Below are 22,441 nucleotides of genomic sequence, written 5' to 3'. Positions count from 1 at the left end.
CTCTGACAGGACAATCACAACTGCACCGGAGGCGCAGAAAAAACCAGCAGATTATACGGCAAAACACCCGGTCGCAGATAGCGCTGTATCGCAGATTGGTCCGGCTTTATTTCTGCATCAGGCGTCGCCGAAAAGCTCTGGGTAGCACGTACTGGGTACCAAGTACCTGCGTACCTGCATTTGCCCCTCGCAGAGCGAGCGGCGTTCTGCAGGCGCCACGCCAACAGATTGACCTGGCGAAGTCCCTGCTTCACCATACCATCCATCCCTGGATATAAAAAATGGCCGCTGTTCGGCGGCCATTCAGTTTTAACACGTCAGCAGGTGCAGTGGTTACGAACCAATGATGCCACCATCGTCTTTAGTCACAATCACAGTCCCTGAACGTGGCCGGCTGGTTGCGTCATTCGCAGGCCAAGTCGAGGTCAGTTTCGTCACAGTCGAGCGGTCACCTGGGTGTTGAATATTGACAAACATCGTCTTCATATCCGGTGTAAAGCTGATCCCTGTGACTTCACAGTCGATAGGGCCAACCAGGAAGCGTTTGATCTGACGGGTTTTGCTGTCAGCAACCACCATCTGGTTATTGCCAAATGGACCAGAACCTTGTTGTGTACCACTCATATCGGTTTGGATCCACAGCAGGCCGTTTTTATCAAACGCCAGGCCGTCTGGGCTGGCTAAATGATTATCTGCCGTCAGTTTCAGACCCGTACCTGGGGTTTCAGTACCAACATCACCAGCCAGCAGGAAGATATCCCAGTCAAATGACAGCGCTTGTGGCTGCTGACGTTCACGCCAGCGGATGATATGACCTGTCGCGTTATTGGCGCGTGGGTTGGCTTTATCCACCTGTGCTGCAGTACGCGCCGTGTTGTTGGTCAGTGTGAAATACACTTCGCCGGTCGTCGGGTGAACAGCGCCCCACTCCGGACGGTCCATCTTCGTTGCGCCAACCACGTCAGCGGCTAATCGGGTGTTAATCAACACGTCGGCCTGGCTGACAAACTCAACGTTTTTCGCCAGCGCTGCGGCGCGGAATTTCTCTGAATTAAAGTCCAGCGCTAACCACTCACCGCTGCCGTCAGCATTAAATTTAGCCACATACAGTGTGCCTTCATTCAGCAGATGACCACCGGCTGTTGCTTTGTAGTACGGCGCTTTTGATACGTATTTGTAGATGTATTCGAAAGTCGAATCGTCACCTGAGTAGAACACCACTGGCTGGCCTTCAACTGGTGGCTGGAATACCACACCTTCATGGCCAAACCGGCCCATTGCGGTGCGTTTTTGTGGCACGCTGTCCGGGTTAAACGGGTCGATTTCGACAATCCAGCCGAAAGTATTCGGTTCGTTGCGATAGTCGCGGTTTGAATCTGTGGCGATAGTCGAGGCATTAAAGCGCTGGTATTGATCAGCGCCTGAATCGGCAGTTTCCCAGCTATAACGGCCATTTTTGGTAGCGACGCCATAACGTTTATGTTCACGTGGCTGCGCTGCATCGGCATTCATGAAATAACCGGCCCAGTTCTCTTCGGCGGTTAAATAGGTGCCCCATGGTGTGTAACCATTACCACAGTTATTCAGCGTACCGCGGGTACGGGTGCCGTCCGGGCTGTATTTGGTGACCATCTTGGCATCGCCGCGTGCCGGGCCGGAGATTTCCATCGGCGTGGCACCTGTTACACGGCGGTTCAGCGGACTACCCTGCACTAACTGGAACTGACCAGACGCGTCTTTTTTGATATGCGCAACGGTCACGCCATGTGCAGCAACTTCTTTACGCACTTCATCGGCCGGACGCGGTGCGCCGGTTGGGCCGTTTTGATGCAGGGTGGCAGGCTCTACATACTCGTGGTTGAATACTAAGACACCCTCAGCACTGTTTTTGCCATCGGTACGGGCATCCAGCGGGAAGAAATGCATACCATCGTGGTGCGCGCCAACTTGCTGTTCCATTTCAGCACCGGTATTCAGACCACCTTCTTTGTACGCCGGATAGGCGCCGGTCAGCGGAGTGCCCATCGGTAAAAATGCACGGGCGGTGTAGCCTTGCGGCACTGTGACTTTGTCCAGGCGATTGGTCGGAATAGCAGCGAAATTCAGCAGCACTGGCGCTGGTTCTGGTTTCACCGCTACAGGTAACTCCAGCGGCGCTTTGGTATCGCTGTTACAGCCGGCCAGAGTGCCACCAAACACGGTAGCCACAGCAGCGGCAATGCCGCCTTTTAAAAAACCACGACGGGTCGCGACGATATCGCTGAAGGTCGGGTTATCGGAAAAGTTGGTCTGCGGATCGATGCCGCTATTATCGAAATCTAACTTGTTGTTCTGCTGCTTGTTGTACATGAGCGCTCCGGCGATGACGGTTCAAAAAAGTTCCGCCGGTATTAGAGCTTTTACAGATGTCAGCCAAGTGACGATTCATCGACAGTTTTGCGACATCCCATCGACATTTGTATGACAAGCCGGAGCTTAACCTAGGTCCCATTCAGCGCAAATGCGACAAAAGTTGCTGGCGCAGAGGCTCACAGAGCCTAGCGCGCTCTGGTATAGTGCAAGTTAATCTGCGCGGCAACTGAGGCAAACAGCACCGATGATGGAATGGCAAATTGTACCTTTTGAGCAGTTAGACAGCCTGACGCTATACAACATGTTACAGCTGCGGGTCGACGTGTTTGTGGTCGAACAAAACTGTCCGTACCCAGAATTGGACGGCAAAGATTTACAACCGGGCGTGCTGCATATCCTGTTGAAGAAGCAGGACAAAATTCTCGGTTACAGTCGGGTGCTGCCGCCCGGTGTTAGTTATCCGGACCATCCGGCGGTCGGCCGGGTCTGTGTCGCACAAACGGCGCGCCGGCTAGGCCTCGGCGAACTGCTGGTTGCTAAAGCCATTGCAGTTGCCAGCGAACAATGGCCGCAGCTGGACCTGTATATTTCGGCGCAGTGTTATCTGCAACGTTTTTACGAAAGTATGGGCTTTGTCGCCGCCAGCGAACCCTATCTGGAAGACGATATTCCGCATCTGAAGATGATCCGGCCCGCCGGCTAAACGCACACCATTCGCCAGTCAGCTCGCTGACTGGCAGCGTTGTATTTATTGGCCGTACAAATGTTCCGCGCGTTGCAGCAGGATCCAGCTGGTCAAAATGTATTTGTCATTCGACACCGGAATACAGCCGCGATGGGTATGGGTGAAGTACGCCGGCGCGATGACCATCCGGCCTGCTTTAGGCTGGATTGATTTCTGCTGGTAATAGAAATCGGTCTGACCGCCTTCAGCGACATCATTTAAATAAAACATAAATAACAATGTGCGGTGCAGCGGCTCGTTCAGCGGCGCCTGCGGATAGACTTCGCAGTGCCAGTAGTTGTAATTACCTTTGCCCGCTTCGTATTTCTGCGCCTGGATCGACCCCAACCGGTACAGCAGGCGCATATAATCGCCGGCACGGGCCTCGCCAAGCTCAGCATAGTTTTCATGTGTCAGATTGACCGGCTCACCGGTGACCGGATGCTGGATGGTTAACGCGACCGGCGCAATCAGCGCAAAATGATATTTGCGGAAATACTGCTCGGCATATTGGCCCGTCACTGCAATGATTTGCTGCAATAGCGCCTGATATTCAGCGTGGTCATTCAGATACAAATCAGTACTGATTTTTTTGCTCGGGTCGACCCCGCCACCGGTGCGGCCAGGCGTGCGATGCGGGCTTTGGTCAAAAGTGTTGATGATGGCCTGACATAGTTCAGGGCTTAAAGCGTCATCATAGATTTCAATAAAATCGGTCATCGGGTTGATCCGCGTGGCACAGGTTACCAGCAAGATAAAACATCCGGCCTCGTGCTGAGAAGCTCCGTCGGCGGAAAATTTGCATTTAATTTACAGCGGACAAAACAAAGGCGGTATCAAACCGCCAGTGTTTTCAAAGCTAGACAGCGGAGAACTTAGGCCTGATAGGCCGGATAATCGCTATAGCCCTTGGCATCCTGCGTGTAGAAAGTGCTTTGGTCCGGCGCGCTTAACGGCCAGTTTTGTTGCCAGCGCTCGACTAAATCCGGGTTGGCGATAAAGGCAGCACCGACAGCCACGGCCTGCAGCTGACCACTAGCCAGTGCCTGCTCCGCTTCCTCTTTTTGATAGCCCATATTACCAATTAAGTTGCCCTGGTAGGCCTCGCGGGCGGCTGTAACGACATCGCCTTGCTGCACACCGAAGAAATCAGCCCGCATCAGGTGTAAATAGGCCAGATTAAACGGGGTTAATGCCGCAGCCACATGCCGGGTTAATGCCACCGGATCTGAATCGACCATGCTGTTGTAACTATTGAGCGGAGAGATCCGCACGCCGACGCGATCAGAACCCCACACCTCAACCACTGCTGCCACTACTTCCAGCAACAAACGGCTGCGGTTTTCCAGCGAGCCACCATAACGGCCGCTACGCGTATTTACGCCATCGCGCAGGAACTGGTCCAGCAGATAGCCATTGGCACCATGCACTTCAACGCCATCAAAACCGGCCTCGCGGGCATTGATAGCGGCCTGACGGAACTGGGCGATAATGGTTGGGATTTCCTCATCGGCCAGCACCCGTGGCACTGTATATGGCAATTTGCCCTCTGGCGTATGGACCGTATCTTCGATGGCAACTGCCGCCGCAGACACCGGCGTATTGCCATTGTTCAGCGCTGGATGACAAGCGCGGCCACCATGCCAAATCTGCAGCACTATCTTGCCACCTTTGGCATGCACCGCATCGGTGACTTGCTTCCAGCCCTGAATTTGTGCGGCCGAATAAATCCCCGGCTCCCGCCAGAATGCTGAATTGCCTTCAGCCACCATCGTCGCTTCGGCGATGAGAAGACCCGCGCTGGCGCGCTGCGCATAATAGTCCGCCATGATCGGCGTCGGCACGTGGTCGGCATCGGCGCGACACCGCGTCAGCGGCGCCATCAGAATACGGTTGTTTAGTTCTAAGGCGCCGAGTTTAAACGGGCTGAATAAATCACTCATGTTGTTTCCTTGGTTCAGAGGCGTGGAGGCAATCGATGCGGCAAAGTTGCCAGCGGCTTAATTAACTTACCGAACGGTACATAAAGGCGCAAGTATTCTTTTTCAAGTACGTCGACGCCAACTTTTTTGATCAGCGGTGACAAATGTCACCACAGCCTGATGACGCAGCGCCCTGCCGCAGCACCTGCTGCACCCGCACAATAGCCGCATCTACCCGACAGGAGTGTCCGACGATGACCGAACCCCTTATCCATATCCGCCAACTCAGCCACAGCTATGGCAACACGCCGGTGCTGCAGCAACTCAGTGCTGAATTGTATGGCGGAGAAATTATTGCTGTGCTCGGTGCCAATGGCGCCGGTAAAACGACCTTGATCCAGCTGATGCTGGGTTTACTCAGTCAACAACAAGGCGAGATTAAAATCCTCGGCCAGGTTCCGGCACAAATCCGCCGTGACCCGCAGTTAAGTGGTCAGCTCGGCGTGATGCTGCAACAAGCCAGTTTGCCGGGCCAGCTCACAGTCCTCGAGCAACTGCGCTTATTCAGCGCTTATTATCCGGCACCGCTCGACCTGCAGACGCTGATCGAACGTTTTGGCCTGCAAAGCTATTTACAGCAGCGCTGCAGCAGTTTGTCCGGCGGTCAGCGGCAATCGCTGTTGCTGGCGCTGGCGTTGTTAGGCCAGCCGAAGATTTTGTTTCTGGATGAGCCGACTGTCGGCATGGATGTCGAAGCGCGCCAGCGCTTCTGGCAGCTGATCCGCACCGCCCGCGCTGAAGGGCTCTGCATTCTGCTGACCACCCATTACCTCGAAGAAGCCGATGCGCTGGCCGACCGTATCCTGCTACTCAAAGACGGCCAGTTTATTGCCGACACCAGCCCGACCGCGCTGAAAGCCGGACTTAGTCAGCGCCAGATCCGTTGTCGCAGCAGCCTGTCGCCGGCAGATCTGCTGCAGTTACCTGGCGTCAGCGCTGTGTTGCCTTTGGCAGACCATCAGGTGCAGATCAGCAGCAGCCGGGTGGAAGACTGCTTGCGGCAACTGTTGCAACAAGACCCGCAGCTTTGCGATTTAACCGTCAGCGCCGCCAGCCTGGAACAAGCCTTTTTACAGCTCACCCAAACCCACGAGGAGACACACTGATGAACAGTTCCTGGTTAAACTTGTCGCAGCGCGTGGCGCTGTATAAAACCGAAGCGGAGATGGATCTGAAAACCCTATGGCGCACGCCGGGTTTCATCCTGCCTTGTCTGGCCTTTCCGGTACTGTTTTACCTGCTGTTTGGTGTGATGTTGTCAAAAGGTCAGCATGCCGAATATCTGCTGGTGTCTTATGCCGCTTTTGGTGTGATGGGACCGGCGCTGTTTAACTTTGGCGCCAATGTAGCGACTGAGCGGGCGCAAGGCTGGCTGACACTAAAACAAATTTCACCGGCACCGATTGGCAGCTGGCTATTTGGTAAAACGCTGTCCTGCCTGCTGCTGGCACTGCTGATTCTTCTGCTGCTGTTTGTCTGTGCCGGAGCAATCGCCGGGGTGCGGCTGTATACCAGTCAATGGCTGCAACTGGCGGGGGTGTTGTTACTGGGTACAATTCCGTTTTGCCTGCTGGGTTTGACGCTTGGCCTCACGCTGTCGTCCAAGTCCGCCCCCGCTACTATCAACCTGATTTATCTGCCATTGGCGTTTTTAGGTGGCCTCTGGTTACCGCTGCAGCTGTTGCCAACAGCACTACAACAGCTGGCGCTGGTGTTGCCCAGCTATCACTTGGGGCAGCTCGGTTATGCCGTGATTAGCAAAGACCGTGGCGAGCCATTCTGGGTCAATGTGGCCGTGCTGGTTGCGTATAGCCTGGTATTTATTTGGCTGGCCACCCGGCGTTTTCGGGCACAAAGTCATGACCGTCGTTAAGCGCCAGGAGCACAGCATGAGTATGAACAAGATGGTCCTGAGCAAAAATAACTGGCTAAGTCTGGCCGCAGCGGCAACCCTTGGCGCCTTCTTCCTGCTGCTGCCAGAGCCGCAATCCCTGACCAATAGCTTTGTGCTGGGGCCGGTACAGCTGTTTGATGGCGAGACACAGCTGCCACAACCGCAATACATCGAAGTGCGGCAAGGGTTGATCCACAGTATCAGTGCAGAGCGGCCAAACAGTGACGCGCCTTTTATCGATAGTAAAAATCCGGACGGCAGCCCGCAGTGGTTAATGCCGGGGCTCATCGATGCCCATGTGCATAGCTGGGGCAATGCGCAGCAGCAGCAACTGAGCTTCGGTGTGACCAGCGCGATTGATTTATTCAGCGCGGCCGCACAATTGCCGCAACTGAAAACCAGTCGTGATGATCTCAGTCAGGCGCAGCAATCCGATCTTTGGAGTGCCGGCACACTGGTCACTGCGCCCAAAGGCCATGGCACTGAATATGGCATGCAGATCCCGGTGTTACAGGCACCGGACGATGCTGAGGCTTTTGTTGCAGCACGCAAAGCCGAAGGCTCTGATTTTATTAAAATTGTCTATCAGTCCGAACGCGCCATTTATAAAAGCATGCCGTCGATTAGCCAACAGAGCCTGCAGGCTGTGATCGCGGCTGCCCACCGCCAACATCTCAAAGCCGTGGTGCATATTGCCGAACAGGTCTCAGCCATAGATGCGGTCAAAGCCGGTGCTGATGGCCTGGTACACAGCTTTTTTGACTCCCGCATCAGCGCCACGTTGCTGGCTGAATTAAAACAACGGGATGTATTTGTGATCCCAACGATGACGGTGTACGAAGCCGCCGTGCGCGGCAGCAGTGCACAGCAAATTCTTCTGCAATACCCAGACTTGCCACTCAGTCAGGCGGCAAAAGCAGCGCTTGCTGGCGCGAAAAACCCACGGATCCCGGCACATTTATACCAAAACCTCATCGACAACAGCCGTGCCATGCACCAGGCCGGCATCCGCCTGCTGGCTGGCACGGACGCACCGAATGCCGGCACCTATCATGGCCTGAGTATGGTGCTGGAAGTGGCGCTGCTGCAGGAGGCCGGTCTGACCTTTTTTGACGCGCTGCACGCGGCCACCGCCGCGCCGGCCAAGGCGTTTAATTTGCCGCAGCGTGGCCGTATTGCGGTCGGCTATCGGGCAGACTTTTTGCTGCTCCCTGCGCTGAGCCAGGCCACCGATCTGCTGCAGGCAAAGGTATACAAAAATGGCTGGGCGGTGAAGTTAAGCAAGTCGCCGCCCCAGCGCGCCGCAGTCAGCGCCGGTGCTTTGGCTGATTTCCGCCACAGTGTCACCCCGCAGCAAGGCGCTATGTTTGTCGCCAGCAGTGACCAGATGATGCAAGGCCAATCCAGCGCCAGTGCCAGCCTGCAGTCGCAAGGCTCACCCGCCACGATCAAGGTTCAGGGCGAAATTGATACGACGGCCCCTTATCCGTGGGCTGGCGTCGCCTGGATGGCCAGCCCGGACTATCTGCAAGGCCTCGATTTCAGCGGCATCAGCCACCTGCAATTTCAGCTGCGTGGTAGTGCCGGCCAATACCGGTTGCTGGCCTTTAGCGAAGGAAATCAACGGCCTGCTGAATTCAGTTTTACTGCCACCGCCACATTGCAACAAATCGAAGTGCCGTTGCAGCAGCTGAAAGGTCTGGACCCCAGCCGCATTACGATGTTGTTATGGACAGTGAATACGGGTAATGCCAACCAGACCTTTGAGTTTGAACTGACAGCGCCGGTGTTGCTGGCGAACCCCTGAAACGGCGCCGGTAAATTCGACGCTGCAGCAAAGATTGCACAAGACGGCCCGGGCCGCATGACTCTGGGCCGAATTCTGCTATCATAGCCGGTCATGCCAGAGCACCGCTCAGCGCTTTCCCAGGGCGAATTATGATCAACCATTTCCGCGTGTTAGGTGTCAAAGCCAGCGCCAGTGAAGATGAAATTAAAAAAGCCTATAAACGGCTGTCGAATAAATACCATCCGGACAAGTTACTCGGCTTGTCTGACGACGAAAAAGCTGCGGCCGCCAACGCGCTGCATCAAGTTAAATTGTCGTATGACGTGCTGTCCGATCCAAAAGCCAAAGCGGCTTTTATCAAAGATTTTAACAATGTCATTGTCACCGACCCCGCCGCAGCGATGAAAGAGCTGTGGGACCAGTTCTATTGAGGACGTTATGACGAAAAAACTGAATATCCAAAAAATCAATCAGCTCAAAACTGATGCGTACGAAAACATCGATTCGTACAACGACCCAGACACACCAAAAGCGCTGGAACAATTCAGTGCCAAAATCAAAGCGATTTTGCAGGCTGATCCGGAAATGCTCGAATCAGTGCCGGAATATCTGCCAGTTGCGCTGTTTGGCCGCGTCAAATTCAGCAAAGAAGCCAAGCTAAAGTGGGCAAAGTGGGTGCAAACCGCCACGCTGCCAGCATGGGACGAATTTAAAGTCACTGTGGCGTTTAACAATGCCGATCTGCCATTGGTGAAAACCGTCCGCGATTATTCCGAAACTTTGCTGATTGAATCCTGTGCTGTGTTATATCTGCTGGAACAACAAGGCAAAGCGCCGGCGCGCAGCCGCAATAGCAGCAGCGAAGATCAGGACGACGAGCCAGGTTACGAAGAAGATTACGATAGCGACGATCGGGACGAAGCCGACGACGACTACAACGGCAATGGCCGCGATGACGACGAAGACGAAGAAGGCTATGACGATGCCTACGACGATATCCGCTTTAAAGGAGAAGGTCGCTGATGAACAATCTGATTGAAATTACCGTTGCCGAGATCAAAGAACTGGCGATGGTTGAGCCGAAGCAGGCCAGCAAAAAATTCGAGCTGATCGCCAATGAAATGTCAGACGCGCAGCTGGTCGAAGTGATTGAACAAATTGATATTGTCACGCTGACGCAAATCAACAGCCAACACGATATCTCCTTCCCGTCGATTATTTCTGAGCTGATGACGCCGGAAAAAATCCGCGACATCGTCTGTCAGCAGCCGCTGTATTGGGAAGAGAAAATCAAAAACAATGCTGAAGATTTAAAGCAGCATACCTTTGATTTTCTAACCTACCTGATCCGCACGCAGGAGACGGAAGAAAAACAAGCCGAGATCCTCGAATGTATCGCCGAAGATCCGGCCGGCCTGTTTTATCTGTCGATCCCGTTTATTGAGCTGTATCGCGGCGAAGTAGTTGAAGATGAAGATTTTTATCAGGATATCCTGCATGAAGAAGAGCAGGATCTGGAAGAAGCCGTCAGCTACACCGAACGTCATCTGAACGAAGAAGTGCATGGTCTTGGGTTTGACGACCCACGCAGCTTGCTGGCACTGATCCGTCAGTTGACCCCGCAGGTTGAACAAGCAATCAAAGCGCTGGTGCGCAATGAAAATTCTGGCTGGGAAAGTATTATCAATAAGTTCGCCACCGAACTGGTGATGCAGGCCAAAGATAAGAACCAGGGCAGCGACGAATACGCTGAAGTGGATGATATGTTCAGTTTCCTCGATTAAGGACCCTCGCATGCAATTAGTCCTACGCGACCAGGAACAAGGACCGTTTCTGAGCAAAGTACTGAGCTTCGGCAAAGAACAACAGTTATTGAGTAGCGAAGACGTGGCGGCGTTAAAAGCCAAGGCCGTACTGATGAGCCTGAAATTCGCCGACAAGTTTTACAACAAATACAAAATGCATTTGCTGGAACAAGCGGCACATGATGTGGTCGGCGTGGTTAGTCTTGGTCTTGCAGAGTTATCTGATCATGATCCGGCGCGCGCGCTGACATTGCTGCAAAGTGCCGATGGCGTGATGAAGCCGTTCCAAAAAGGCTGGAGCATGCTGGTCACTGTTAGTCCAAAACAGCAAAGCCGCAAATCATTATTTGGCGATGTCGACGAGCAGCTGCTGCACGATATTTCCAGTCCACCGGACGCTGAAGAATGGCATGGCTGGCAGCTCTATCAGAATGCATTGCTTGAATCGAACCGGCGTAATGCCATTCATTTGCTGAAACAGCAGTTTTTCCAGCAACAGCAAGTTGACCCGTTTGAACATTTCAGCCTCGAAGGCATGCTGGCCGAAGTGGTGATTTACCGCGTGGTCTGTGGCCACAGCAAGGTCAAACAGGATTTAAAACAACGCATCCGTCAGACCGAGATGCAGGAACGTTGGTTTAACACCGACTATCTGCTGTTACAGACCGAGGCCGCACTGGCAGAATTGCCGGCAGGCATTGCTGACGCCATCCGGGCTGACATCGGCCAAAACTTTGCGCCGGCTATGCTGAAAACGCTGCAGTTTGCCGCGAAATATCGCGAAAAAGCGCTGGCACAAGCCTCGCCGGAGCAGCTGGATGCCTTTGAGCATAAACAAGGTATGCTGAATCCGTTATTAGGCTGGCCACAGTATATTGAGATGTGATCGGCGGTATTAACACCGGTTCGTGCCAGAAGCGGGCATTTGAAATCGTAATGTACGGCGTGTGACGCCCAGCGAGCTTCGCTTGCGCGTCACACGCCGTACATAACATTTTGGGATTGTCCACAAATCGCTCGTACCAACCCCTTCCCCGCGCCAGCGGCAAATTTTTGCCACCTTTGACTGAAAAACCAACAAAATTGAGATACACTCACAGAGTTTTTCCGCCCAAAGCAGGAGACCATAATGGTCAGCGCAATCTCCGGTAACAATCAGGCCGTCACTCAGACGCAAGCAAGTTCTACGACGACTGCCACCGCAGCCACTCCTGCCAAAACCGCCAGCCCTGAAAGCAGTGCCAGTGCCAATAAAAGTACACGTAGCACAGAAGCCGAACGATACACCGCCGTACAACAAAATCTCTCAAACAGCAAAACGGCTGTCGGTGCCGCCAATACGGCCAATAAAGAAATCGATGGCCAGCTCAAACAAGTCCGGGACATCGCAACTAAATTAGCTGACGAGAAAATTACCGGTAAAGATCGGGAAAAACTGCAGGCCGATTACACCAAAGCGCGCGACAGCATTATCGCCAGTCAGGACAAAGCCACCGTCAAATCAGGCTCGGGCAACAGCGCAACGAAAACTAACTTGCTGACCGATGCGAAAAATCAGACCGTTTCAACCAATACCCGTGGTGGCGAACTGGAAGTCGCCAGCAGCAAGTCAGCCAAAGCACTAGGCCTGCCGGAAAAAATCGGCTCTGCCGCAGATGCCAAAGCATTGCTGAGCGCTGACGACAAAAAAGCCGGTTCTCTCGCCAATGCTGAAAAAACCACCCAGGACACCACGGCACGGCTGAAAAAAGCCGATGCTGACGTCAGCAAACGCCTTGAAACTGCCAGTCTGGCCGCCAAAGCGGCACAGCGCTTGGAAACGGCTAAAACCGGTAACAACCGCACTTTGTCTGCCGACGAAGAAGAAAAGCGCAATCAGGCAATCGAACAAGCCAAACAGGCGCGTGAACAAATCAAGACCCAGTTCAGCGGTTTGTCACAAAACAGCGGCAACAAAAACGTCAATTCACTGTCGGCGTTATTCAGTTAAAAGCAAAGTACAGATCTGCAGTGCAGCGGAGCCATAACAGCCTGCTGCACTGGTTGGCTGGCAATAGTTCCAGTCCTGACACGCGATAAAGAAGTTTTGCTATGAACAGAGCCATACAGCTTTACCAACAGACCCGCCAATTGACACCGCAGAGTAAACAACTGGACGCACAGGTACTGTCGCAGATCTGCTTCGCGCTGCAACGCGCCATCGAGAGCAAAGATGCCTTTGCGCTGAATCAGGTTTGTGGTGATTGCCGCTTGGTTTGGGTGACCATCCGCGGGTTGATGCTCGATGACAATCACCCCTATCCGCAAGCGCTGAAGCACAGCCTGCTGCAACTGGCCGAAACGGTGCTGAATGAACTGCAACTGGACCCCGCCGAGGCCGATTTAACACTGGTGCTGCAAATCAGTCAGGAAATGGTGGCCGGCCTAGAAGCCTGAGCCGCCTGAGCCGCCTGAGCGCATTTTCGCGTCATCCAGCAGCAAATAAACCTTGTTCTGCCCTACTAGACTCATTACAGTCTTCCTTGTTAATTCATAACATCAGCTCAAGGAAAGCCTGTGATAAAAACACTTTTCGTGCTCTGCGCAGCCGTCGCGACGCCCGTCACACTGGCCACAGCAGTCCAGCAGCCTGACAGCCAAATCTTTGTGCCAGCAGGCACTTTCCATGGCGAAGTGGAAGGCCCGGACACCGACAGCGCCGGCAATTTGTACGCGGTGAACTTTGGCGGTGCCAGCGATGAACACAAAGGCAGCATTGGGAAAGTGACGCCGGATGGCAAAGCCAACTTGTACTTGCGCTTACCCGCCGGCAGCACTGGCAATGGCATTCAAATGGATGCGCAAGGTGTGATGTGGATAGCCGACTATACGGGCCATCAGATTTGGCGGTATACCAACGGCACATTAACTTCATTTGTGCATGAAGCCAAGATGCACCAACCCAATGATTTGGCACTGACCAAGGCCGGCGTGATTTTCGCCAGCGACCCGGACTGGAAAAACAGCAAAGGCCAGTTGTGGCGTATCAGCGCTGACGGCAAAGCGGCACTGATCGACCAGACCGGTACCAGCAATGGTGTCGAGGTCAGCCCCGACCAGCACTGGCTCTACGTGAACGAAAGCGCGCAGCGTAAAGTCTGGGCTTACCCGCTAAACGACCAGCTGGAAACCGGTGCGAAAAGATTGCTGATTGAATTCGCTGATTTTGGTCTCGACGGCATGCGCTGTGATAGCAACGGCAATCTGTATATCGCCCGTTATGGTAAAGGTACAGTAGTCAAACTGAGCCCGGCCGGCGCCGTGTTAAAAGAATTTAACCTGCATGGCCAGTTTCCGACCAACGTCGCGTTATCACCGGATGAGCGCTTTCTTTACGTGACCATGCAACGCGACGGCAGTATCGAACGCATCGCCCTGCGCTAATCGCCGCCACGCGCTAAATAGCGGGATCTGGCTGTTTTCCGCGTGCAGCCGATGCCTGATGAGAGTAACAAAAACAAATAGATAACCTAAATCGTAGGGTGCAATGAGCAAAACGAATTGCACCTGCTTCTTGCTCATTGCCTAAATAATTTTTATCTGGTTTCGCCAACGGTGGGTTTCGCTTTGCTCTACCCACCCTACTCTTCTGAGGAGCCTATCCCAGGACAGCCAACCTTTTGTCCGGCAGTGCGGCCGTTTGTCACGCAGTACTGCCGAACTTCACATGTTTTTCACCTGTTGCTTCAGCTCATTTTACTCTGCACTCAGTAACTCCACTTTGTGAACCACAACAAGGAAGACTGAGATGACCAACCCTGTAATGAGCGCGACGCCACAAACTACGGCAACCCCTGGCTTTATCAGCCAAATCCTCAATACATTATTAAACCCGGCAGCTGCGATGGCTGCAGTCCCACAACAAAGCGGCCGCCAATTCTGGTTGCTGGCCATTCAGCTGTTGCTGACCACCGCCATTATTTATTGGTTTTACGCTGGCATGAGCCCGGCTTGGCTGGTTGATCAGCAACTGCTGCATGCCGGTGAACTGACCCCAGCCGAGACCGAACAAATCCGCGCGGCAATGGCTAGCATGGCGGGAGCGACGCCCATTATCGGCGCCGTATCCATCGCCGTCGGCAGCCTGGCTTTTACTGCCATCACCGCAGGTTACCTGCTGTTAACCGGTAAGCTGCAAAAGGCGCTCAATTACGGCCAGTGGTTTGCTCTGGTGGTCTGGAGCCAGCTACCGGCGCTATTGAATATCCTCGGTCTCGCACTGCTGGTGGTACTAGCGGACAGCCCGGATCAACCGCTGATGCTGGTGAACTACGCCTCGCTGAATCAGTTGGTATTGGATTTACCGATCGGCCACGCGCTCTATAACTGGGCGGAAAGCATCAATGTGTTTTTAGTCTGGCAACTGTGGATTTTGTTCGCTGCTTTGCAAAGCGCTGCAGGGTTTACTGCCAAACGTGCGGCAATTGTCACAGGCACACCAGTGCTGCTGATCTTTGGTTTATGGGCGCTGTTTGCATAACCAGAGTTTCATAGGAACAGCTAAAGGATTTTGCCATGACTGATGTATCAAATACTCCCGCGACTGCCGCCGTCACTACCACGACGCCGTGGCGCCGGCTGCTGGTAGCTGCTGTGATCCTGGCGACTATTGCCGGTGTGACGATGTACCGCAAACAATCACAGGCGCTGGATGTGCAGGTCAGCGCTGTGACCAAAGGCGATCTGACCGACAGCATACTGGCGTCCGGCAATCTGGTGTACCGCACTCAGGTCGCGCTGCGCTCTGAACTGATGGCCAGGGTCGATGCGGTGTTTGTGCAGGAAGGCGACAAGGTCGAAGCCGGTCAGCTGCTGTTACAGCTGGACCCGCAGAGTTACCGCGCCAGTCTGGAGCAAGCCCGGGCCCAAAGCGCCCGTGCCCGCACCGATATTCAGATGGCGACCACTCGCCTGCAGAATTTGCAGCGGCAATTAAAACGTCAGCAACAGTTGGCAAATAAAGGCCTGATCCAACAAGAATTGCTGGATAACCTGCGCAGTGAACAGCTGCTGGCGCAGCTTGCACAACAATCGGCAGAACAGCAGCTGGCGCAAAGTCTCGCCGCGGAAAAACAAGCAGCTGATTTATTGGCCAAAACGGAATTACGCTCGCCGATCAGCGGCGTCATTGTCGCGGTCGACGTCAAAGCCGGTGAAACGGTGATCCCAGGCAGTGCCCAGATGATGGGCAGCGACCTGATGACCATCGCCGACACCAGCGCGTTATTGGCAGAACTGCGGCTCGATGAAGCCGATGTGCACAGCGTCTTTACCGGTCAGAGCGTCAAAGTCTTTGCTGCCGCAGCACCAGACAATGCGCTCAGTGGCAAAGTCCAAAGCATCAGCAGCAGTGCGCGACAGCTTGGGCAAAGCCAGGCGCTGGCTTTTAAAGTCAAAGTGTTACTGGAAAACGCTGAGGGAGCGCTTTATCCGGGCATGAGTTGTCGCGCTGAACTGCAAACCGCCGCTTTGTCGCAGGTTTGGTCGGTACCGGTATCCGCACTGCAGTCTTTACCCGCCGGCACGGCTCCAGCGCCAAACAGCACAAACAGCACAAGCAGCGCCAACAGCAAACAAATCTGGCTGGTACGGGACGGCCGCGCTTATCCGCAAACGGTTGAAGTGGGTCTGGCCACCGATACGGCGCAGCAAATCAGCCAAGGTCTCACGGGCACTGAACAGGTGATCACCGGGCCGGCGCGGATCTTTACCAGCCTGCAGGCCGGTGCCAAAGTACGGTTTGAAACCATCGCCACCCCAGCGAAGGTGTCAACTTCTGCGCAGCTAGCTGCGGGGCAGCAGCCATGAGCGCGGAAACAGCCATGGCGTCGGAAACAACCATCACCGCAGCACCCGACACGCCAGTGATTGAACTGCCTGTGATTGAATTGCGCGGCATCAGCAAGTTTTATCAAATGGCTGGGGAAACCTTCGCGGCACTGGCAGATATCGACCTCAAAGTAAGCCGCAACGACTATCTGGCATTGATAGGCCCAAGCGGCTCCGGCAAATCGACGCTGCTGAATATGCTCGGTTGCCTGGATACGCCGGATCAGGGCCAATACTTGCTCTGTGGTCAGCCGGTGGCGAGCCTCGATGAAACTGCGCTGGCACAGGTCAGAAATCAGCAGATTGGTTTTATCTTTCAAAGCTTTAATTTATTACCACGCTTAACTGCGCTGCAGAATGTGATGCAGCCATTACTGTACCGCGTGATGAGCAAACAGGAGCGGCTCTCCCGTGCCATGGCTGTGCTTGAACGCGTTGGCCTGACCGACAAAGCGCAGCATCTGCCCAGTCAGCTCTCCGGCGGTCAGCGCCAGCGTGTGGCGATAGCACGCGCCTTAGTGACAGAGCCGGCAGTGCTGCTCGGTGACGAACCAACCGGCAACCTCGATAGCAAAACCACCGCCAGCATTATGACGCTGTTTGATGAACTGCATGCGCAGGGCCAGACCATCATTCTGGTCACCCATGAACAGGAGATCGCCGATCACTGCCGCCGGGTGGTGCGGTTGGTGGATGGCCGGATTGTCGCCGATCGGCAACAACAGCAAGGCCGCAGCGCGCTCGCGGTGTAACCGGTTTACCGGGTGAAAACGAACAAGGAATTGATATGTTAGCTTTCTGGCAAATGTTCAGTCAGTGCGCGCAAAGCGCCGTGTTATCCATTCGCCTGCATCTGCTGCGTAGCGGTCTGACCACGCTCGGCATTATCATCGGTGTGGCGGCAGTCATCAGCGTCGTGGCGATTATGCAGGGCCTCAGTGCCGGCATTCGCGGTCAGCTTGATGACCTCGGCTCCGATATGACCACGCTGCGCGCTTTTACCACGCCGGATCAGGAATTACTGGGCTTTCGCAATAAACTGACCGACAGCGATTACGACGCTTTACTGAATAAAATCAGTGACTTTGAGCAAATTACCGTGGCGATGCCAGCCTTTAGTATGGGGCTGAGCGTCAGTTATGGCCGCAGCAGCAGCCAAAGCCAGCTGATCGGCGCTGCGCCGAATTACCAGGACGTTATTAGGATTTATCCGCAGCTCGGCCGTTTTATCCTGCCTCAGGATGACGAGCGCCGCCGCCGCGTGGCTTTTATCGGCCCTTCGCTGATTAACAAGTTACAGCTGCCGGCCAATCCGGTCGGTGAATTTGTGCTGATCTCGGGCGACTGGTTTCGCATCATTGGCGTTGGCGAGAAACGCGGCAGCCTGTTTGGTTTTGACCAGGATAACTACATCATCACGCCGTTCCAGACCGCCAAGGCGCTCAATGGTCCGGACCAGTTACAGGTCGAAATCAGCTATCGCGCCAAGGCCGGAGTCGACGAACAGGCGCTGCAGCAGCAGATCCGCAATGTGCTGCGCGCCAAACGCGGCCTTGCCAGCGATGCAGCAGATCCGTTTGAATTTATCACCGCAGAGAAAATGAAAAGCCAGTTTAACCAGGTGCTGAACTCGGTCACGCTGGTGGCGGCGGGTGTGGTTGGCATCAGTTTGCTGGTCGGCGGCATTGGCGTGATGAATATCATGCTGGTATCAGTGACCGAGCGCACCCGCGAAATTGGTATCGTCAAAGCGCTCGGCGCCACGCCACAAGTGATTTTGCTGCAGTTTTTGCTCGAAGCCGTGTTGCTGAGTTTATTCGGCGGGTTGCTCGGTTTATTGCTCGGATATGGCGTCGCCGCTTTGCTTGGCGCGTTAATCCCCAGCCTCAGTGATACTGTGGTGCCATTATGGGCGGTGTTATTATCGCTCGGTTTCACCACTTTTATCGGTGTGGTGTTTGGCCTGATGCCAGCAGTCAAAGCCGCCAGACTTGCACCAATTGATGCGCTACGGTATGAATAAGCCATTGAAATTTATCAGAACAGGAGTGCAGATGTCCGATTTAGCAGCAAACGGCTGGCAGCAAGACCTGCAACGTTGGTGGCGCATCAGTTTTCAGTGCTCCTCCACTTATATCTGGGTCAGCATCGCCTGTTATCTGGTGTATCTGGTGTTTTATATGTTGTCGATCGGCGTGATGTTTAAGACACCAAATCTTGACACTTATCTGATGGCGATGCTGCGCGGCGCGCTCGATACCAGCCTGATGGCGCTGTTCTGCCATTTCCTGATCCGGCCTTACCTGAAACTGGAGCTGCTGCCGCAAGGCCGGTATGGCAGTAATTTATTCGGCTTTTTGCTGTTTAGCCTGCTGCTCGGGCAGCTGTTGATGTTTGTCTCGCTGAATCTTGCTGAGTTAACCCCGCTTAAAGAGCTGGATTTTCGCCATATGTCGGTGCAAAAAGCCAATGGTGAGGAGATGAAGCTGCAAATCGGTATGGGGACTATGCAGCTGATTGGCGGCTTTAATCAGGCGGTGTTGTTCTGGCTCTGGGCGCTGGCTTATGTGTTCTGGGGCACTTTGGTTAGCAAACGACAAATGCAAAAGCAGATGCATCAGGCACAGCTGCAGCAACTGACCAATCAGCTGAATCCGCATTTTTTATTTAATGCACTCAATAGCATCCGCGCGCTGATTTATGAAGATCAGGACAAAGCCGCAGCCACTGTCACGCAGCTATCAGAGCTGTTCCGCTTCCATTTGCAGGCACATTTAAAGCCGTTATCGACGCTGGCCGACGAATGGCAAATTGCCTCGCAGTATTTGCAGATTGAGCAGGTGCGGCTGGAACAACGACTGCAACTCGACTTGCAGTTTGACGAGCAGCTGTGGCAACAAAAGCTACCGACCTTAAGCCTGCTGACGCTGGTGGAAAACGCGATTAAACATGGTATTGCGCCGCTGCCACAAGGCGGCCGGCTCTGGATTAAAAGCCGCCCGGTCGCCAATGGCTGGCAGCTGACGGTCGGAAATAGTTGTGCTGGTCTCAGCAGTGTACACGGCACCCGCACTGGCCTTAAAAATCTGCGCCAGCGCCTGGCATTATTGCCGGGCCGGCATCAGCTGCACATCGAACCGCAGTTGGACCAGTATCAGGTCACGATCGAATTGGAAGCCGGTTCGCTGGATCTGCCCGCAGAGCCGCAACCACAATTATCCCCAACTGAAATGGAGCTTCACCATGTGGAAAACGCTGATCGTCGATGACGAGCGCCTCGCGCGCAGCGAGCTAAAACGCTTGCTGCAGGCCCATCCCAATATTGAAATTGTCGCCGAGGCAGACAGTGCTGACAGCGCGCGCGATATCCTCGCTGCACAGCCCGACATCGCGCTGGTGTTTCTGGATATTCAGATGCCGGGTTGCACCGGGCTGGAACTGGCGGCAGAACTCAGACCCAATTTGTTTTTTGTGTTTTGCACAGCATTTGACAGCTATGCGCTGGACGCCTTCGCCCTCAATGCGCTGGATTATCTGGTGAAGCCAATTGTGCCGCAGCGCCTGGCGCAAAGTTTAAGCCGGCTGCCTGCAGCCCCTGCCGGAGTGAGTGATACCAGCCAGCAAAGCTATCTGCCCGATCATCACGGTTTATTGCTGAAGTTCGGCGAAAACAGCCGCATTGTGCGGTTAAGTGAAATCAGTCGCTTTGAATCGGTCGGTAATCACAGCGCCGTGTATACGCCGTATGGCAAAAGTTTTGTCTTAAGTTCGCTGTCGCGTATCGAACAACGGCTCGACCCGCAGCAGTTTTTTAAAGCCAGCCGCGCCGACATTATCCGCATCAGCGCCATCACGGCATTAGAACCGGGCCTCGCTGCCGGTAGCATGCTAGCGATATTACAGGACGGCCAACAGATCGACGTTAGTCGTCGCCAGGTGCAACAGCTGAAAACGTTATTTGGTGGGTTTTAGGCCAGGTCCTGTGGTGCTGCACCACAAATTGCCGCGATTAATTGCAAACCACGCTCCAGATCGGCTGGGCTGATATTGGCGATGCCAATTACAAAGCCGGCCGATGTTTCGCCGGCAAACTGGTATTTCGACAATAACGCCGGTGCAAAACCTGCAGCGGCCAGCCGCTGTTGTAGCTTCAGGCCATCAAACGACGACTGCATGGCAGCCGGGCAACGCAGCACTAAATGTAACCCGGCGTGCAGCGCATGTAGCTGCCAGTCCGGTAAATACTGGCTGGCCAGTTGTTGCGCTAGCTGTTGTTTCTGCTGATACAGTTTGCGCATTTTACGCAAGTGCCGGCTGAAATGCCCCTCGCTGATAAAATCGGCCAGTGCGGCCTGCGTCAACAGCGGGACGTCACCATGGATAGCCTGCACTATCGCGGCCGCGCGCTGGATCAATGCTGTCGGCGCCACCAGATAACCGAGCCGCAATGCCGGCAACATGGTTTTGCTAAAACTGCCGACAAAAATCACGCCCTGCCCCTGTGCCAATCCCTGCAGGCTGGCCACAGGCCGGTGTTTAAACTGAAATTCACTGTCATAGTCATCTTCAACCAGCCAACAGCCCTGTTGCTGCGCCCATTGTAAGATTGCTAAACGCTGTGACAACGGCATTATGCCGCCCATCGGATATTGGTGGCCTGGTGTCAGAAACAACGCTTTGCAATCCTGCTGCGCGGCCAAATCTTCTGCGGTCACACCGTAAGGCCCGGCAGCATCCAGATATCCAATGGCTAAATCCTGCAATTGCAGCGCCTGGCGCAGCCGGCCGTAACCCGGCGATTCCATCAGTACTTTATCGCCGCGCGCCGCGACGAGCATCGCCGCCACATAAAGCCCCTGCTGTGCGCCGGCCGTGATCAGGATCTGCTGTTCGGTGCAGTGCACTTGCCTAGACTGTTGCAGATACAGACTTAACGCCTGACGCAAAGGCAAATATCCCAGCGTATCACCACCAACGCCTAACAACGGCCGGGTGGCATGGCGCTGCAACAACCGCTGCCAGATCCGGTAGGGAAAAGCACTGAGGTCCGGCACGCCAGGCTCCAGCAAGCCGGTTTTAAATGGTGTCGCCGTCTGACGCAACATCTCTGCGCTGGCGTGTGGTTTTGTGTTGGAATTGGTGTTGGCGCTGGCCGGCAAGCCTTGGCTGTTAGCAACATGGCTGGCCTGAAAATAAGCGTCAGGCAATTGTGTGATGATGCAATAGCCCCGGCCGGGCTGGCCTTGCAGATAACCTTCCGCCACCAACTGCGCCAATGCAGCGTTAACTGTATTGCGGCTGAGCTGCAGTTCACTGGCCAATACCCGGCTCGATGGCAGCAAGGCGCCACTGGGCCAAAGTCCACTTAACAACGGTTGCCGCAACGCCTGATACAGCTGCAACTGCAAACTGCCTTCGCCACTTAGCCGGATGCTATCGGGTTCAATGCGCATAACTGGATCCATCACTTTATTAAAACTGGTTCTTTTTGTGGAACCAATTGCCTTTTAAGCTGCATTAAAACAGCCATTACTCACCAACGCCAGCTAGTTTTTCAGGAGTTTTTATATGCACACCACCACCAACCAACATTTCACCACCACGGGTGTCGCTTTGACGATCGAAGTGGAGCCCTGGCAGCCTGAACGACTGGATGAGTATCTGGCGCTGTACCACTCGTCTGGCATCAAGCGGCCACTGGCAGATAGCGCCCGCATGGCACAACTATTCAGCGGCGCCAATCTGACACTGAGTGCCCGTATCGACGGCAAGCTGGTCGGTCTGGCCCGTTGTTTAACCGACAGCGCTTTTGTTTGTTACATAGCCGATTTGCTGGTGGCCGGCGATCTGCAGCACTTAGGCATAGGCCGGTTATTGTTGCAGGCAGTTGCTGAGCACAGCGGCCCGCAGGTCCAGCAACTGCTGTTAAGTGCGCCAAGCGCGATGGGTTATTACCCTAAGGTTGGCTTTCAGTCCATCAGCAATGCTTTTGCTGTACAGCGTCAACAATAGATTTTCAATATCTGC

At 54.3% G+C, this 22,441-nt stretch carries 22 protein-coding genes; 18 read left to right on the top strand and 4 right to left on the bottom strand.

Annotation, left to right across the window (positions count from 1 at the left end):
- Positions 1-333 precede the first annotated feature (333 nt).
- Positions 334-2,349, bottom strand: a complete 2,016-nt coding sequence (locus tag ACFFJP_RS01275; RefSeq protein ID WP_377239623.1) for a PhoX family protein — start codon at positions 2,347-2,349, stop codon at positions 334-336.
- Between the two features lie 247 nt (positions 2,350-2,596).
- Here ACFFJP_RS01275 and ACFFJP_RS01270 point away from each other — a divergent pair, with 247 nt between their 5' ends.
- Positions 2,597-3,055, top strand: coding sequence for a GNAT family N-acetyltransferase (locus ACFFJP_RS01270; protein WP_377239621.1), 459 nt, complete (start codon positions 2,597-2,599; stop codon positions 3,053-3,055).
- Positions 3,056-3,100: 45 nt separating this feature from the next.
- On the opposite strand, the gene ACFFJP_RS01265 is transcribed toward ACFFJP_RS01270, so the two are convergent.
- On the bottom strand, positions 3,101-3,796 hold the full coding sequence (locus ACFFJP_RS01265; RefSeq protein ID WP_377239619.1) for a 2OG-Fe(II) oxygenase: 696 nt from the start codon (positions 3,794-3,796) through the stop codon (positions 3,101-3,103).
- Between the two features lie 155 nt (positions 3,797-3,951).
- On the bottom strand, positions 3,952-5,019 hold the full coding sequence (locus ACFFJP_RS01260; protein WP_377239617.1) for an alkene reductase: 1,068 nt from the start codon (positions 5,017-5,019) through the stop codon (positions 3,952-3,954).
- A 233-nt stretch (positions 5,020-5,252) separates the two neighbouring features.
- On the opposite strand from ACFFJP_RS01260, the gene ACFFJP_RS01255 reads away from it, so the two are divergent.
- The 16 genes from ACFFJP_RS01255 (at position 5,253) to ACFFJP_RS01180 (ending at position 20,386) form a co-directional block, all read left to right on the top strand.
- Positions 5,253-6,164: an ABC transporter ATP-binding protein gene (locus ACFFJP_RS01255; RefSeq protein ID WP_377239615.1), complete on the top strand. Its 912-nt coding sequence runs from the start codon at positions 5,253-5,255 to the stop codon at positions 6,162-6,164.
- Positions 6,164-6,931: an ABC transporter permease gene (locus tag ACFFJP_RS01250; RefSeq protein ID WP_377239613.1), complete on the top strand. Its 768-nt coding sequence runs from the start codon at positions 6,164-6,166 to the stop codon at positions 6,929-6,931. Before ACFFJP_RS01255 ends, ACFFJP_RS01250 begins: the two co-directional genes overlap by 1 nt.
- 16 nt (positions 6,932-6,947) lie before the next feature.
- Entirely contained in the window at positions 6,948-8,759 is a 1,812-nt protein-coding gene (locus tag ACFFJP_RS01245; RefSeq protein WP_377239611.1) for an amidohydrolase family protein, read from the top strand.
- A 131-nt stretch (positions 8,760-8,890) separates the two neighbouring features.
- Positions 8,891-9,172, top strand: a complete 282-nt coding sequence (atcJ, locus tag ACFFJP_RS01240) for a cold adaptation protein ActJcold adaptation protein ActJ (protein WP_377239609.1) — start codon at positions 8,891-8,893, stop codon at positions 9,170-9,172.
- Positions 9,173-9,179: 7 nt separating this feature from the next.
- On the top strand, positions 9,180-9,764 hold the full coding sequence (atcA, locus tag ACFFJP_RS01235) for a cold adaptation protein AtcA (protein WP_377239607.1): 585 nt from the start codon (positions 9,180-9,182) through the stop codon (positions 9,762-9,764).
- Positions 9,764-10,525, top strand: a complete 762-nt coding sequence (gene atcB / locus ACFFJP_RS01230) for a cold adaptation protein AtcB (RefSeq protein WP_377239605.1) — start codon at positions 9,764-9,766, stop codon at positions 10,523-10,525. The genes atcA and atcB overlap by 1 nt, the downstream gene beginning before the upstream one ends.
- A gap of 10 nt (positions 10,526-10,535) precedes the next feature.
- Positions 10,536-11,432 (top strand): cold adaptation protein AtcC, encoded by an 897-nt coding sequence (gene atcC / locus ACFFJP_RS01225; RefSeq protein ID WP_377239603.1) that lies wholly within the window; start codon positions 10,536-10,538, stop codon positions 11,430-11,432.
- A 243-nt stretch (positions 11,433-11,675) separates the two neighbouring features.
- On the top strand, positions 11,676-12,536 hold the full coding sequence (locus ACFFJP_RS01220; protein WP_377239600.1) for a hypothetical protein: 861 nt from the start codon (positions 11,676-11,678) through the stop codon (positions 12,534-12,536).
- Between the two features lie 101 nt (positions 12,537-12,637).
- Complete coding sequence (locus tag ACFFJP_RS01215) at positions 12,638-12,982, top strand: flagellar biosynthesis regulator FlaF (protein ID WP_377239598.1); 345 nt, start codon at positions 12,638-12,640, stop codon at positions 12,980-12,982.
- Positions 12,983-13,102: 120 nt separating this feature from the next.
- Positions 13,103-13,969, top strand: a complete 867-nt coding sequence (locus ACFFJP_RS01210) for an SMP-30/gluconolactonase/LRE family protein (protein WP_377239595.1) — start codon at positions 13,103-13,105, stop codon at positions 13,967-13,969.
- 364 nt (positions 13,970-14,333) lie between these two features.
- Complete coding sequence (locus ACFFJP_RS01205; protein WP_377239593.1) at positions 14,334-15,065, top strand: YIP1 family protein; 732 nt, start codon at positions 14,334-14,336, stop codon at positions 15,063-15,065.
- Positions 15,066-15,100: 35 nt separating this feature from the next.
- Positions 15,101-16,393: an efflux RND transporter periplasmic adaptor subunit gene (locus ACFFJP_RS01200; protein WP_377239591.1), complete on the top strand. Its 1,293-nt coding sequence runs from the start codon at positions 15,101-15,103 to the stop codon at positions 16,391-16,393.
- 14 nt (positions 16,394-16,407) lie between these two features.
- Complete coding sequence (locus ACFFJP_RS01195) at positions 16,408-17,166, top strand: ABC transporter ATP-binding protein (RefSeq protein WP_377239588.1); 759 nt, start codon at positions 16,408-16,410, stop codon at positions 17,164-17,166.
- A 35-nt stretch (positions 17,167-17,201) separates the two neighbouring features.
- Positions 17,202-18,437 carry an ABC transporter permease gene (locus ACFFJP_RS01190; RefSeq protein ID WP_377239586.1) on the top strand — a complete coding sequence of 412 codons (1,236 nt, stop codon included), beginning with the start codon at positions 17,202-17,204 and terminating at the stop codon, positions 18,435-18,437.
- Positions 18,438-18,468: 31 nt separating this feature from the next.
- On the top strand, positions 18,469-19,683 hold the full coding sequence (locus ACFFJP_RS01185; RefSeq protein ID WP_377239584.1) for a sensor histidine kinase: 1,215 nt from the start codon (positions 18,469-18,471) through the stop codon (positions 19,681-19,683).
- Positions 19,658-20,386 (top strand): LytR/AlgR family response regulator transcription factor, encoded by a 729-nt coding sequence (locus ACFFJP_RS01180; RefSeq protein ID WP_377239582.1) that lies wholly within the window; start codon positions 19,658-19,660, stop codon positions 20,384-20,386. The genes ACFFJP_RS01185 and ACFFJP_RS01180 overlap by 26 nt, the downstream gene beginning before the upstream one ends.
- On the opposite strand, the gene pdxR is transcribed toward ACFFJP_RS01180, so the two are convergent.
- Positions 20,383-21,867 carry a MocR-like pyridoxine biosynthesis transcription factor PdxR gene (gene pdxR / locus ACFFJP_RS01175; RefSeq protein WP_377239580.1) on the bottom strand — a complete coding sequence of 495 codons (1,485 nt, stop codon included), beginning with the start codon at positions 21,865-21,867 and terminating at the stop codon, positions 20,383-20,385. The two genes, ACFFJP_RS01180 and pdxR, sit on opposite strands and share 4 nt — an antisense overlap.
- A 115-nt stretch (positions 21,868-21,982) precedes the next feature.
- Between pdxR and ACFFJP_RS01170 the strand changes: the two genes are divergently transcribed.
- Positions 21,983-22,426 (top strand): GNAT family N-acetyltransferase, encoded by a 444-nt coding sequence (locus tag ACFFJP_RS01170; protein WP_377239578.1) that lies wholly within the window; start codon positions 21,983-21,985, stop codon positions 22,424-22,426.
- Positions 22,427-22,441 lie beyond the last annotated feature (15 nt).

It is taken from the genome of Rheinheimera tilapiae, from assembly GCF_042432165.1.
Lineage (GTDB): Bacteria > Pseudomonadota > Gammaproteobacteria > Enterobacterales > Alteromonadaceae > Pararheinheimera > Pararheinheimera tilapiae.
This window is presented reverse-complemented; position numbering and strand designations above follow the sequence as displayed.